The organism is Pseudomonadota bacterium (assembly GCA_026390555.1).
Taxonomy (GTDB): domain Bacteria; phylum Bdellovibrionota_C; class UBA2361; order UBA2361; family OMII01; genus OMII01.
Window position 1 is genome coordinate 1 of sequence record JAPLFS010000066.1, and the last position, 13,209, is coordinate 13,209.

The 13,209-nt window shown below is 51.8% G+C and carries 13 protein-coding genes and 2 tRNA genes; 9 read left to right on the top strand and 6 right to left on the bottom strand.

Features of this window, described 5'->3' with window-relative positions:
- Together NTV65_09100 and pdhA are read right to left on the bottom strand one after the other, a co-directional pair.
- A partial coding sequence (locus NTV65_09100) for an alpha-ketoacid dehydrogenase subunit beta (protein ID MCX6115352.1) occupies window positions 1-603 on the bottom strand: 603 nt, incomplete at its 3' end.
- Window positions 596-1,561 (bottom strand): pyruvate dehydrogenase (acetyl-transferring) E1 component subunit alpha, encoded by a 966-nt coding sequence (gene pdhA, locus NTV65_09105; protein MCX6115353.1) that lies wholly within the window; start codon window positions 1,559-1,561, stop codon window positions 596-598. The genes NTV65_09100 and pdhA, both read right to left, overlap by 8 nt.
- 201 nt (window positions 1,562-1,762) lie before the next feature.
- Here pdhA and NTV65_09110 point away from each other — a divergent pair, with 201 nt between their 5' ends.
- Together NTV65_09110 and NTV65_09115 are read left to right on the top strand one after the other, a co-directional pair.
- A complete protein-coding gene (locus tag NTV65_09110) occupies window positions 1,763-2,371 on the top strand; it encodes a hypothetical protein (protein ID MCX6115354.1) in 609 nt (202 codons plus the stop codon).
- Complete coding sequence (locus tag NTV65_09115) at window positions 2,353-3,573, top strand: hypothetical protein (GenBank protein MCX6115355.1); 1,221 nt, start codon at window positions 2,353-2,355, stop codon at window positions 3,571-3,573. The genes NTV65_09110 and NTV65_09115 overlap by 19 nt, the downstream gene beginning before the upstream one ends.
- Before the next feature lie 22 nt (window positions 3,574-3,595).
- Here NTV65_09115 and NTV65_09120 read toward each other — a convergent pair whose 3' ends face one another.
- From NTV65_09120 to lexA, 3 genes are all read right to left on the bottom strand, one after another.
- Window positions 3,596-4,504, bottom strand: a complete 909-nt coding sequence (locus tag NTV65_09120; GenBank protein MCX6115356.1) for an MBL fold metallo-hydrolase — start codon at window positions 4,502-4,504, stop codon at window positions 3,596-3,598.
- Window positions 4,505-4,838: 334 nt separating this feature from the next.
- Entirely contained in the window at window positions 4,839-5,969 is a 1,131-nt protein-coding gene (gene recA / locus NTV65_09125; protein ID MCX6115357.1) for a recombinase RecA, read from the bottom strand.
- A gap of 73 nt (window positions 5,970-6,042) precedes the next feature.
- The gene (gene lexA, locus NTV65_09130; GenBank protein MCX6115358.1) at window positions 6,043-6,720 is read right to left on the bottom strand and encodes a transcriptional repressor LexA; all 678 of its coding nucleotides are present in this window, start codon (window positions 6,718-6,720) and stop codon (window positions 6,043-6,045) included.
- A gap of 190 nt (window positions 6,721-6,910) precedes the next feature.
- Between lexA and NTV65_09135 the strand changes: the two genes are divergently transcribed.
- From NTV65_09135 to hemL, 3 genes are all read left to right on the top strand, one after another.
- Window positions 6,911-7,345, top strand: coding sequence for a hypothetical protein (locus tag NTV65_09135; GenBank protein MCX6115359.1), 435 nt, complete (start codon window positions 6,911-6,913; stop codon window positions 7,343-7,345).
- A 141-nt stretch (window positions 7,346-7,486) separates the two neighbouring features.
- Window positions 7,487-8,404: a hypothetical protein gene (locus tag NTV65_09140; protein MCX6115360.1), complete on the top strand. Its 918-nt coding sequence runs from the start codon at window positions 7,487-7,489 to the stop codon at window positions 8,402-8,404.
- A complete protein-coding gene (hemL, locus tag NTV65_09145) occupies window positions 8,405-9,694 on the top strand; it encodes a glutamate-1-semialdehyde 2,1-aminomutase (protein MCX6115361.1) in 1,290 nt (429 codons plus the stop codon).
- On the opposite strand, the gene NTV65_09150 is transcribed toward hemL, so the two are convergent.
- Window positions 9,691-10,377, bottom strand: coding sequence for a hypothetical protein (locus NTV65_09150; protein MCX6115362.1), 687 nt, complete (start codon window positions 10,375-10,377; stop codon window positions 9,691-9,693). The genes hemL and NTV65_09150 overlap by 4 nt on opposite strands.
- 200 nt (window positions 10,378-10,577) lie before the next feature.
- On the opposite strand from NTV65_09150, the gene NTV65_09155 reads away from it, so the two are divergent.
- From NTV65_09155 to NTV65_09170, 4 genes are all read left to right on the top strand, one after another.
- Window positions 10,578-10,654 (top strand) — tRNA-Gly (locus NTV65_09155).
- Window positions 10,655-10,691: 37 nt separating this feature from the next.
- Window positions 10,692-11,273 (top strand): hypothetical protein, encoded by a 582-nt coding sequence (locus tag NTV65_09160; GenBank protein ID MCX6115363.1) that lies wholly within the window; start codon window positions 10,692-10,694, stop codon window positions 11,271-11,273.
- A gap of 46 nt (window positions 11,274-11,319) precedes the next feature.
- Complete coding sequence (locus NTV65_09165; protein MCX6115364.1) at window positions 11,320-12,837, top strand: aldehyde dehydrogenase family protein; 1,518 nt, start codon at window positions 11,320-11,322, stop codon at window positions 12,835-12,837.
- Between the two features lie 71 nt (window positions 12,838-12,908).
- Window positions 12,909-12,992: transfer RNA gene (locus NTV65_09170), tRNA-Leu, on the top strand.
- Window positions 12,993-13,209: the final 217 nt, after the last annotated feature.

Consider the following 13,209-nt stretch of genomic DNA (forward strand, 5'->3'; position numbering starts at 1 on the left):
CTCACCCTCAGGAACGGGGCCACGCTTGCCGTAGGTAAGCTCCGACTCAAAAAAGACAACCGGATTATCATCTCGGATAGCGCTCTTAAGCAGCCCCTTCATATCGTAGGGGGTTGCAGGTGCAAGAACGATTAATCCAGGAGTATAGGCATAGAAATGCTCAAATGAGTTGGTGTGCTGAGCTCCAAGCTGAAAGGCCGCCCCGCCTGCTCCGCGGAATACGATCGGACAAGAGATCTGCCCACCCGACATCAGGCGTGATTTCGCAGCTGTATTTAGGATCTGGTCAATAGCGCACAGTGAGAAGTTAAAGGTCATAAACTCGACTATCGGACGGAGCCCCGCCATGGCAGCACCTATGCCGATACCAGCAAAGCCGTTCTCTGCAATTGGAGCGTCGATCACACGCTTAGGGCCGAACTGTGCCAGCATGCCCTTTGAGCACTTATAAGCGCCGTTATAATCACCGACCTCCTCACCGACAAGGAATACGCGCTCATCACGAACCATCTCCTCTGTCATCGCCTCCTGCAAGGCATCACGGATCTGGATCTCACGAACTGCTGGTTGGGACTGGGTATCATTAAGCATGGCGTTAGGCATAGATATAATCCAAAGCGGTTTCTGGGGCTGGGAACGGCGACTCTTCGGCGAATTTGACGGCATCCTGGATCTCATCCTCGATCTGCAGGTCGATCTGCTCACGTAGCGATAGCATTCCAAGCGCATCCATCTTCTCACCGAGAACCTTGATAGGGTCCTTGGACTTCCAGGAATCAACGTCCTGCTGCGTTCTGTACTTGGCTGGATCGGCCATTGAGTGACCACGATAGCGGTAGGTCTTGGCTTCAATTAACGTTGGAAGCTTCTGCTCGCGTGCCCGTTTTGCAGCGGCATGAATACACGACCTAACGGCGAACACATCGTGTCCATCAACGGTATCACGGGCCATCGGATAGGCTAGCGCACGAATTGAGAGATCGTCCGTTGCTGCTGTTTTCTCAAGCGGCGTGCCCATCGCAAAGTAATTGTTTTCGATCACGTAGATAACAGGGATCTCCCAGAGGGATGCAAGTGCCAAGCCCTCATGGAATGAGCCGATATTGATAGCGCCATCACCTAGAAAGCAGATCGCGATACCGTCGCTACCTAGGTACTTCTCTGCAAAGGCGAGTCCTGCGGCAACCGGAATTTGAGCTCCAACTATACCCCAGCCTCCCATAAAGCGGCGCGCAACGTCGTAAAAATGCATCGAACCACCGCGACCCTTGGCGCAGCCGGTCTCTTTGCCCATTAACTCAGCCATACCTGCGCGGGGCGAGCCGCCACGAGCAAGGAAGTGTCCGTGACAACGGTAGGCCGTCATAACGTAATCGCGCTCAGTTAGTACAGAGAGCGCCCCTACCGCTACGGCCTCCTGGCCAATGTAGAGGTGAAGAAATCCACCGATCTTCTTCTCGGTATAGAGGCGCGCAGCCTCCTCCTCGAAGCGGCGAATGCGCAACATCTTGCTATAAAGTTCAGTGAGTAACTCCTGCTCCATCGCTGCTTGATCCTTCATAAACCGTAACTTCGCAGGTTTATACCAGCGCACCGTGGGACTGTCCACCCGCTCAAAGCCACCCTAGTGAACGGCACCATACGGTAACATCCCTGAGAGTACTCGATATATTGCTAAGATCTATTGCCAAGATCAATTGTCAGTATAGCGGGTTAGCCCATCACAGCGTATTATCCAGGCATGCCCCCATACCGACATCTAATGGCCGTTGACCCAAGCTTAACCTGTTCAGGATGGGCGCTCTTTTCGGTAGCGGGGGGGGTGCTTCTATCCGTTGGTAAGCTACGGGGTTTGGGCCCATCGATATCCATGGCACTGCGGCTCGAAAAACTGCAGGGTGATATCGGCCGGGTTCTTGAGGGTCTAGGGCTTGGAGAAGAGGATGTTCTGGTGTGTGAGGCCCCCACTACGATGCGCGACCCTCATAACGCCATTAAAGTAGAGCAAGTGCGCGGGCTCTTTGAATCCCTCGCCAGAGCACGCGGGGTGATTGTGCCGGGGCGCATAAACCCCCGAACGGTACAGTATGAGGTGATGGGGCTACGCGGCAAGCAGACGCTGCGAGCTGAAGTCAAGTTGGCGGCGCTAAGGACCGTCGAATACCTCTACGCACAACCCCTAGCACAGATGGGATTGACAGATCTCTCTAAGCATCAGGATATAGTAGATGCTATCTTAATAGGACGGTTGGCGCTTGTACGTTTGGAGAATGCAAGGAACGGAGGAGGGCCACTTGAATCTAACTTTGAAGCTCAGGCGCAGCAGAATCGCCGTTCATGGAGGGTAAAGGCATGCGGTGTTTCAGATTAATTGACATAGCAGCATTAAGCTACCTGGGTAGGGTAGGGGTGCTTGTAGTTGCTGCAGTGATAAGTGCCCTTGCCCTGCCGGTTGCTAGCGCAGAGGAGGGGGCAGGCGAACAGGGTCAGGTAGAGAGCAAGGGGGCCGAGCATGCTGATACTAAGAGGAAGCCGGCTCTCAAGCCGGATCTGGGAGCAGACACCCGTGGACAGCATGAGTTGACCGTCTGCAGCCAGAACCTTAAGCTCCTTGGTACATTCGCAGCAACTAAGCAGAAGAATATAAAGTACACAGAGCGCCAGCACGAGGAGAAGATCGAGGACCTAGTTCAACGCTTCCTCTCGGTAAAGTGCGATGTAATCGGAGTGCAGGAGGTTCTCGGTGTTAATACAGCGGCGGCTGAGGCAGCCCTGCAACCCCTTGTAGATCGATTGCGTAAGGTTGCCAATCGAACTTATCAAATCCGAGTCAGCCCACCAGCCGAAGGGGGCATGACGCTAGGATTTCTTGTTGCCGAGGACCGCGCGATTATCGGCAGTACCCTCTCCTATGCCCGCATTGAGCTGCCAAAGCTAGTTGCAAAGCAACGGCCAAGACCCTTCTTGCGCGCCCCGCTTGAGGTGCAGCTTTTGGTGCGATCAAGGGGCGGCGAAGTTACAAAAACCGTCTCTATCGTCAACTTTCATCTGAAATCCAAACGGGGTGGGCAGGGAGATCCTACCGGCCTTGAGTGGGAGACATATCGCATGGAGATGGCTGAGGCGATGCGCCGTATCGTTGAGGTGCGACATCAGAAGGCCTTCGCTTCGAGCGAATCGATACTGCTTCTGCTCGGTGATAGAAATAGTAATTTCGATGTTGCGAGTGCGCGCATACTGGAGGGCTCACTCACACTTGCTAACTTTCAAAATGCTGGGGGATGTCGATTAAGTAAGCGCGGCGTGCCGATTTGTCAGGTGGGAGAGGAGAATCCCAAACGGCTCTTTAGCGTTTTAACGAGCAATCAATCCGTGCAATCGTTGCCCGGAACCTTCGTATATAAAGGGGAGTTCTCGTGGCTGGATGATATATTAATGCCCTCAGAGAGTTTATCCTATGCGTGGCAGAGCTCGACCAGCGAGGGACGTTATGAGTCAGGGGTAGTTTATGAACCTAAACAGGCTTCAGACCACGCCATGATATGGGTTAAATTAAACTGGGGTACAGAGTAGAGGAGAAACAGTAGCTCGCGTATTAGGAAGTGGCACTGCTCTGCCGCCAGACAGCCTCAAAGCTCTTATCTAGACTATTAATCAGGCATGGGTCGCGTAGTATCGGGGCGTAAAAAGCCTCTCGAATCTGAGCGCGCATCTCCGTATCCGGCACACCGGCAGCCTTGGCCTTCTTGACCTCATCGATCAGATCTTGAGTATTTTGAAGTATCATATCTAGGTGCTTACGAACTAAAGCGCCGGTTATTGAGCCCCCATACGAAAAACCTATCCCAGAGATCTCTAGGTTCTTAAACTTATTAATCGATTCTATTGATGCAGCTAGGGAATCGTCCGCTCCTGGAGCAGCAAGCTGTCGACCGTTATAGTAGCCGAAGGTTTCATCGGTGATCAGGAACTCATGTGGCACTACGAGGTATGATAGCGAGTGCGATCTATGTCCGGGGGTTGAGATGGTGCGCAGAGCGATCTCGGCACCAAGCGTCACGGTATCTGACTCGACTAGGCTTTTGTCGATCCGCAAAGCGTCACGAAACTCAGCAAACGGTAAGAGACCTGGCCCAAGGTCTTGAGGAAACCAGGAGCTGATTACGGCGTCCTGCTCCCAGATCTCTTTGACAAACTCGATATTTTTAAGAGCAAAATGCATGGCGGAGCTGCCAAATACCTGTAGCGCTGGATTCAGGCGACGCAGAAGCCCAATACCCGCTACTCGGTCAGCATCGAGGTGTGTGATTAGGACCTTATTGACCATGGAGAGCGAAAAACCGCTTCGTTTGAGGCGTTGCTCAAGAGCACCGATATGCGACGTGGCACCAGGATCGGTTAGGGTAAGTAAGCCGTCATCAGCTACGATGGCGTACCGACAGCTAGCACCGAGTGAGATCTGATGAATGCGCGGAAATATCTCCGCTGAGGCACGTAGGAACATAAGGGACAACCACAACTAGTAGGCACAGCTAGTAGAGAGCTAGAGACACGACCCCATTCTACCATACACCTAAGCAGGTGAGTATGAGAGAACAGGCATCCCCCATACTTCCACAGGAGCTGAGTTATACTCAAGGCCTAACTCAAAAGGAACGTTACCTTATAGGGATAACTATGGCCAATTGCGGGTAGTTGTACCATTACAGCAAAGCCCCGTGCACAGTAGGTGCACGGGGCAGCAGTTGCACCGTAGGTGCACAGGACAGCAGTTGCACCGTAGGTGCACAGGGCAGCTAGGTGCACAGGGCAGCAGCAGCACAGCCAAGGAGCGCGCCCTAGCTATTAGCCGCTAGCTTCTTGCGTGAACGTGGGGACCTCTCCGTCTGCGTCTCCTCGCCATCCTCTGGTAGAGCAGGAGTATTCGCAGTTGATGCCGCGTCAGCAGCAGTTGCTACGGAGTCCATGACGAGGGCGCGGATCTGCTTGGCCATCTCTGGGTTCTCACGCAGAAACTGCTTAGCACCCTCCCTACCTTGGCCCATTCGCTCCCCGCGGAAGCTGAACCAGGCGCCCGCCTTATCAACGATCCCCTTGTCAGATCCGATGTCTACGATCTCACCCAATAAACTTACACCCTCGTTGAAAAGGAGATCGAACTCCGCTTCACGGAACGGTGGGGCCATCTTGTTTTTAACGACCTTAACACGAACGCGGTTGCCGATTACGTTCTCTGCGTCCTTGATCGACCCAATACGCCTAACATCTAGACGAACTGAGGCGTAGAACTTAAGTGCATTACCCCCAGAGGTAGTCTCTGGACTGCCGAACATTACCCCTATCTTTATGCGGATCTGGTTTATGAAGATAATGGTTGTATTGGACTTGGCAGTGATTGCAGTTAGCTTGCGCAGCGCCTTACTCATAAGGCGCGCCTGAAGACCGGGCTGTTGATCTTCCATCTCGCCATCTATCTCAGCGCGCGGCACAAGGGCCGCGACTGAATCGATCACTATTAGGTCAACTGCATTAGAGGAAACGATCGCTTCACAGATATCAAGCGCCTGTTCACCGGAATCTGGTTGGCTAACAAGCAACTTAGAGGTGTCTACACCAAGGCGCTTTGCGTAATTAACATCGAGAGCATGCTCAGCGTCGATATAGACTACGGTTCCACCAGCGCGCTGAACCTCTGCGGCAGCGCTAAGAGCAAGGGTTGTTTTTCCTGAGGATTCAGGTCCGTATATCTCGCATATCCTGCCCTTTGGAAGTCCACCGATACCGAGGGCGATGTCGAGCGAAAGGCTGCCTGTTGAATGAGACTCTATCTCCGTGTTCATGGAGGTCCCCAGATTCATAATGGCGCCCTTGCCATACTTCTTTTCTAGTTGTGAGATCGCTGTTGAAAGTGCCTTGCCCTTTTCGCTGCTAGCACCCGATGTCTCTCCATCTCTCGCGTATAGTTCCATCTCTTTCTCCTTAACAGTTGTATTCATAAATTTAACACCTACTCCAACACGTTCATTACATAACGACAATAATTTAGTTAAGCTCTCGAATCACGCCGATCAGACGACCCTGAATCGTAACCTTATCGACCGTAATCGGTTGCATGGTCGGGTTTGCCGGGATTAGCATAACTTGACCGTTCTTCAATCGGCGATAACGCTTAAGAGTTGCGCTCCCATCCTCCAGCAGCGCAACTACTATCTGCCCATCCTCTGCAGCAGACTGTTTTTTGATTACTACAACGTCTCGGTCGCAGATATGCTCATCGATCATGGAATCTCCACTTACCTCAAGGCAATACACCTCGCCACGACCATTGATCATGCTGGGGGGGATCTCTATCGTAGTAGCCTGCTCTATAGCCTCAATTGGCCGTCCAGCGGCGATTACCCCTACTAAAGGTACGGCGCTTGGCCCTAACTCAGGGGTGACACGATCGAGCAACTCAAGCAGCCCTTCGGCTCCCCTGCGAATAAAACCCTTGTTCTCAAGGCGCTCTAGGTGAAAATGAGCGGTTGATGGGGACTTCACCCCGATAAAATCAGCGATCGCCTTTAGAGGTGGAGCATAGCCATGCTCTGCAAGAAAATTCCTAAGAAATTCAAGTGTTTGCCGCTGAACTGGGGCAAGGGTGCTGGACTGGTAGCTTGAGGCTTCAGGTGATAGTTCATCATCGGCCTGTCTAGTCTGTTTACGAGTCTTGTTTTTCATAGCGATATCCTTTGGATGCTGATCATGGTCGTACCATATGCAAAAAGAATAGAATCGACAAGTCTAAAATGTATTTTAATTATTTTCAGGTGCCAAAAAAGCGACATTTAGCTTATTAGCCCCCCTGTCGATAAACTCTATAGAAAGAGAGAGTCGCTCTTTTTTTGGTCGAGATTACGAGGAACTTTAGATGACGATCATTTCAACGGATAAGCCGGTTAGAGCCGGACTTCGCAGGGAGATAAAGCTCCTTGTCGTTGATGATCATCTCGATCACTTTGCGCAGATCCAGGAGTTCACTGAGATGTACCATCCGGAATTCAAGGTAGAGTGTAAGCTCGCAACGAACCCCTGCCAAGCGCTGGAGCTCTCAGCCTCATGGGAGCCCTCGGTCGTGCTGTTAGATCTGCATATGGTTTCAAGCGCCCTCGAGCTGCTCAGGCAGTTATCAAATACAGGGGCCACCGTAGTGGCTACAAGTAACGTTAGACTGCCAGAACTCTCACGTACAGCAGAGGAGTACGGAGCGGTAGGATACCACTCAAAGGGCCATAATCTCGACGGAATCGAAGCGCTCGTGAACTTCGCATCCTCCCTAGCCACCACAACATACCCAACTCACTAAATATATGGTCTAGGGGCGGTGTTGGGGCCCCCTTGGCCCTTAGAAAGTTTCCTGATGGGTAAAGCACCCCCTTTTTTGAAAGCCACGGGCAGAGTATCCTAGCGGTCAAAGACAGAACGAAGTTAGAGAGGTCACCACTATATGTTGAGCAAATATATCTTAGAAAAGATTGCAGGAGTGCTGGCGATGTTCTCGGTGGCCATAGTGGTGAGTGGTACTGATGCGTGTCAGGAGGACTATGCCATAGGAAGCCAGGTAAAAGGAGTTGGGACCGTAACCGGAACCGGAACCGGAACCGCGGCAGCTACAGCATCGAGCACCGCGAGTGTAACCCCAACTGCAACTGTAACTGCAACTGGAAGTATCACTATAACTGTAACAGCAACAACAACGGAGATTTCAGGCATACTGCCTCTCAGCGCCTCTATAGGAAAGGATGGCGACTTACTCGCACAGCTTGCGCAGATTGATGCTCCCGATAACGCCGGTTCCGGCATTGCTGATGGAACATCTAAAACATCAGGAACTAACTGGCTCGGACAGGCCTTCAACAGGGATGCTACGAGCCCTTGGGGCGACTCAGATGGCGATGGATTTTCAGATCTACTTGAGGAGAGCTCCGGTTCCTCCTCTGATGATTCAATGTCGGTGCCAGGAGCGGTAGTTCGTACCGAACTTGATCAACGGGTTCGTGGTAACGATTCGGACCTAGATGGAATTAGTAACGCGGATGAAGCAAAACAGGGCAGCGATCCAGAATCACTCGATAGCGATGGTGATGGTCGTAGCGATGGAGCTGAGCGACTCTCCGGAGGAGATCCGCAGGATGCAGGCGATAACTATCCAGATAGTGATAAAGATGGATTGAGCGACAGCTACGAGCAGGAGCATGGCTCAGACCCTGCCAATATGGACTCTGATGATGATGGGTTGCGTGACGATCTGGAGATCGTAGTTGGCAGCAACCCTAAACTGATTGACTCAGATAGCGACGGCATCTCAGACGGGAAGGAGTTTATACTCGGCTCCGATCCAATTGTTGCTGAACAACAGCCTTAAATGCAACGTACCCGCTCAGCAGAGATATTCGCAAAAGCGAAGACCCATTTTCCAGGTGGTGTTAACTCACCAGTACGGGCATTCCGCTCTGTTGGGTCAGATCCATTTATCGTCAAATATGGCAAAGGTCCTTTCCTGTTCGACGTCGATGGAAATCGCTACGTCGACTATATAAATAGTTGGGGCCCGCTCGTTCTTGGGCACGCCCACCCGGCAGTAGTTGAAGTGTTGCATCAACAGGCGCAGCTCGGTACAAGCTACGGCGCATGTCATGAGCGTGAGAGCGAGTTAGCTGAGGTTGTTAAAGGGCTATTCCCCTCACTGGAGATGTTGCGCTTTGTTAACTCCGGTACCGAGGCCGGAATGGCCGTTATTCGATTGGCGCGTGGTTTCACAAACCGCAGTAAAATCATAAAATTCGAGGGGTGTTACCACGGACACGCCGACACCCTACTAGCCAAAGCGGGCTCCGGCATATTAACCCTCGGGCTGCCCGATTGTGCAGGGGTTCCAGCAGCAGCGGTTGCAGATACCCTCGTCGCTCAATTTAATAACCTCAGCTCGGTCGAGCAAATTTTTAGTGAGTGCGGAGATCAGATCGCAGCGGTTATTCTAGAGCCAGTAGTCGGCAACTGTGGGCTACTCGTTCCGCAGATAGAGTTTCTCCAGGGCTTAAGAAGTATTACGGAAAAACATGGCGCACTCTTAATCTTTGATGAGGTTATGAGTGGATTCAGGGTGCACCTCGGGGGTGCTCAAGCTCTTTACGGGATAAAGCCAGATCTGACGATGCTAGGAAAAGTTATCGGAGGGGGGTTGCCGGTTGGGGCGTTTGGTGGGCGTCGAGAGATTATGGAATACTTGGCACCCTTAGGGCCAGTGTATCAGGCCGGAACCCTCTCAGGGAATCCTCTTGCGATGGTTGCGGGGCTTGCAACGCTGCGTGAATGGCAGAAGCCCGGAGTATTCGAAAGGACCGCTGCAATAACAGCGCAGCTAATAGAGGCGCTGCGCAGCAGCGCCGAGAAGCACGGCGTTCCACTGCAGGCGCAAGCGCTGGGAACTATGTTTGGGTTCTTTTTTAGCGACCGCCCCGTGGCCTCATTTCGAGATACCCTCGCAACTGATAAAGAGGCATTTAAGCGATTTTTTCACGCAATGCTTGATCAGGGTGTATACTTTGCCCCCTCTGCGTTTGAAGCTGGATTCGTCTCCGCTGCACATGAGGGAGAGGCGCTAGAACTTACTATCGCAGCGTTGGATAATGGCTTTAGCGTAGCGTCTAGCTAAGACACCTCGAATAACGATGAGAAGAACGTTCCAATACGGAGCGACGTATCCGGATAGAGCGCCTCAGCGCAGGTAATGCCAACTATAAACGATCCGATCAGAAGTGGTATACACAGCAGCGCCAGCAGATAAGCAGTTATGGTAGGGGTTTTTCCAATGGCACGAATAGCTCCGACAAACACCAAGAAACCGAGCGCCATCGCGGTGTAGATCAATAAAGGAAAGAGCCCGGTCAGCCAGTCTCCCTCCGATATTTGGCCGGTGCAGAGAAAGGAGAGGATCGTAAGCTCGCCATTAATGGCATAATTTGCGATATAATATCCAAGCATAATAGGGATAGCTGCAACTAACGAATACATAATTGCAGCGATTACCTTAATAATTGCGGCAGAGATGCCTAATATTCGCAACATAATGGTTGTAGAGATGACAAAAAAAACAAAGCTTATCGCAAGTGTTGTTAGGAGCGCATATATTAAACTTCCCTCGGGGGTTGGAAGCTCGTTTTGGTATTGGTAAATAAGAGAGGGCAATACTAGAACAGAGAAGAGCGCCAGGCAGGATGAGATGATGTAGGGAGGATAGGGGCGCTCGACAAGCAGATGCCGCATCGTTCCCTCTTTATCGAGGATTGAGGAGGTCAGAAGATCGAGTAATCCAACTTTTCTTTGATAACTCTTCATATGTTAGGCCCTTAGCTAAAGAAACCTTAGTGTGTAGTTATTTCAAGGTGTTTGGCGAGCCCTAAAAATTGGGCGCAATTGCCCTACGGCTAGAGCGTTGCATTTTATCGCGTTTTGGTGTTCAATCCAAATATCGAACGCGACTAACTGTTGCCGTTGAATTAACGCCTCTTCCCACCCAGGAACGAGGAGTTACTTGAGCGGGAGTAGCTCAGTTGGCTAGAGCATCAGCCTTCCAAGCTGAGGGTCGCGGGTTCGAGTCTCGTCTCCCGCTCCATATTTCTCACGCGGTGCTGCATTTTCCAAGCGGTGCCGTGCCTCTTCAGAGGCCGATCGCTGACATGGAGTCAGGTGCTTACTTACGCTATACTATTGTAATGGGCGCACTAAGTTTTGCTATCCTAATTGTTTTTCTTTGGGTGCTGCTCGTGGTTTACCTTGTATTCACGATAGTTGCGATATTTGCGGGCGCTGCACCGATCCCCTCAGCTGAGTCAACCGTTAAGTGCATGATGGACCTTGCTAATATTCAACCAGGAGAGCTGCTGCTAGACCTAGGCTCCGGAGATGGGCGAATTCTTATCGCGGGGGCAAAAAGAGGAGCGCGGTGTATCGGATTTGAGATTAATCCAATCCTTCTTTGGTACACTCGGCTGCGCGCTAGAATTCAGGGTTTAACCTCTATTTCGGTTCATGGAACGAATCTCTGGGATGCTGATATCAAAGATGCGGACATCCTTACCATATATATGGTGCCAATTTACATGGAGAGGCTGCGAAAGAAGATTCAAGCAGAGATGAAGCCGGGCAGCAGGGTGATCTCCGGAGTGTACCCATTCCCAGATTGGGAGCCTGAAAAAACCAATGGCCGCGTATATATGTACCGGGTCTCGTAACTGAGTGCTAACATGGATTGGCACCGTTTTTATTTAGGGGATCCTTATGCGCGCGAGTATCACAGCTTTGGGGCTAGAGCCCCTTAATCCGGGAGCTTTCGGCCGATCTGTTATCATAAACTCCTCTGGCAAGCAGCTACGGGTTACCTCGCCCATAGATGGCGCAGAGATAGGCCGTGTAATATGTGCCGATGACGCCGCATACGAGCAGGTCATAAAGGATGCGCTTGAGGTCTTTAAGGAGTGGAGAAAGGTCCCCGCCCCCGAACGCGGGGCTCTGGTGCGTAAAATCGCAGATGCCCTAAGGGACTCTAAGCAACTGCTCGGGAAACTCATCTCTATCGAGAGCGGCAAGATCCTCTCCGAAGGAGAGGGCGAGGTTCAGGAATCTATAGATATCGCCGATTTCGCCGTCGGACTCTCTAGGCAGCTGTATGGCAAAACCATGCACTCAGAGCGCCGTAACCACCGCATGTATGAGCAGTGGCACCCCCTTGGAATTATCGGCGTTATTACCGCGTTTAATTTCCCCGCCGCAGTATGGGCCTGGAACGCCATGATAGCGGCGGTGTGCGGCGATGTTATCGTGTGGAAACCATCGGAGCTTACACCGCTTACCGCAATTGCAATTAATAATATCTGTCGTGAGGTTGCAAAAAGCTTAGGCTTTGAAGGGGTGTTCTCGCTGTTGATCGGTGATGGGCCCGATCTAGGTCAAAAGCTCGCAGACGATCGCCGAGTGCCGTGCATCTCTGCAACCGGCTCGTGCCGTATGGGGCGCCTCGTAGCACAAAAGGTCGCAGCACGGCTTGGACGCTCTATCCTTGAGCTCGGCGGAAATAACGCAGTGATAGTCCTGCCCGATGCCGATCTGCAGCTAGTAACCTCCGGAACGCTCTTCGGTGCCGTCGGTACAGCGGGGCAACGGTGCACAACAGTTCGGCGCGCATTGGTGCATCAGGAGATAGTTGAACCATTTATAGAGCAACTCGTCGCCGCCTATAAACAGGTGAAGATCGGAGACCCATTAAAGCAGGGAACCTTAATGGGGCCACTTATCCATGCAGGTGCGGTTGAGGCGTATCGCCAGGCGATCGCACGTGTGCCACAGGAGGGCGGAGAGGTAATCTACGGTGGAAAGGTGCTGGCAGGCATGCCATCCGATCTCTACGTTGAACCTACGATCGTACGCGCAAAACCCGGCATGGCGCTTCTGCACGAAGAGACCTTTGCCCCTATTCTTTACGTCGTGCCGATTAGTGATCTTGATCAGGCGCTTATGATCAACAACGAAGTGCCGCAGGGATTGAGCTCTGCAATCTTTACCAGAAATATTCAAAACGCCGAGAGTTTCCTAGCAAGCACTGGCAGCGATTGTGGGATCGCCAACGTTAACATAGGCACCTCTGGGGCTGAGATCGGCGGTGCCTTCGGTGGAGAGAAGGATAGCGGTGGTGGACGCGAAGCCGGATCCGATGCCTGGAAGCAGTATATGCGCAGACAGACATCCACCATTAACTTTGGCAACGATATGCCCCTAGCACAGGGGGTGGTGTTTTCCTGAGCTGCGTTGCCGGTCAGGGGGCGGGTTTCAATCAGATAGTGGGTGTGTTAAGCATTAAGGACACTATTTCTGCCCTGGTGCTGGAATTGGTAGACAGGCATGATTCAGGTTCATGTGTCCGCAAGGGTGTGGAGGTTCAAGTCCTCTCCAGGGCATTATTATAGAGTATTTTTAGACCATTACGATATATTCAGCGCCGGCATTCTAGTTTTGTGCACGAGGTATCTATGAAAGTAAAAGCTCTCCTCTCCCTCCTTATTATCGGTGTCGTACTATTGGCAGTGTCTACAACAGGATGTAAACGTAGAACACAAACTTATGCTGGAATCAAAGATCCTAAGGCTAGCGAAAAGATTGAGCCAAATGCTCAGT

What these genes read in the sequence shown, in the direction of transcription:
- pdhA (MCX6115353.1), bottom strand. Translation starts at nt 1,561, where the DNA reads ATGAAGGATCAAGCAGCGATGGAGCAGGAGTTACTCACTGAACTTTAT.
- NTV65_09110 (MCX6115354.1), top strand. Translation starts at nt 1,763, where the DNA reads ATGGCCGTTGACCCAAGCTTAACCTGTTCAGGATGGGCGCTCTTTTCG.
- NTV65_09115 (MCX6115355.1), top strand. Translation starts at nt 2,353, where the DNA reads ATGCGGTGTTTCAGATTAATTGACATAGCAGCATTAAGCTACCTGGGT.
- NTV65_09120 (MCX6115356.1), bottom strand. Translation starts at nt 4,504, where the DNA reads ATGTTCCTACGTGCCTCAGCGGAGATATTTCCGCGCATTCATCAGATC.
- recA (MCX6115357.1), bottom strand. Translation starts at nt 5,969, where the DNA reads ATGGAACTATACGCGAGAGATGGAGAGACATCGGGTGCTAGCAGCGAA.
- lexA (MCX6115358.1), bottom strand. Translation starts at nt 6,720, where the DNA reads ATGAAAAACAAGACTCGTAAACAGACTAGACAGGCCGATGATGAACTA.
- NTV65_09135 (MCX6115359.1), top strand. Translation starts at nt 6,911, where the DNA reads ATGACGATCATTTCAACGGATAAGCCGGTTAGAGCCGGACTTCGCAGG.
- NTV65_09140 (MCX6115360.1), top strand. Translation starts at nt 7,487, where the DNA reads ATGTTGAGCAAATATATCTTAGAAAAGATTGCAGGAGTGCTGGCGATG.
- hemL (MCX6115361.1), top strand. Translation starts at nt 8,405, where the DNA reads ATGCAACGTACCCGCTCAGCAGAGATATTCGCAAAAGCGAAGACCCAT.
- NTV65_09150 (MCX6115362.1), bottom strand. Translation starts at nt 10,377, where the DNA reads ATGAAGAGTTATCAAAGAAAAGTTGGATTACTCGATCTTCTGACCTCC.
- NTV65_09165 (MCX6115364.1), top strand. Translation starts at nt 11,320, where the DNA reads ATGCGCGCGAGTATCACAGCTTTGGGGCTAGAGCCCCTTAATCCGGGA.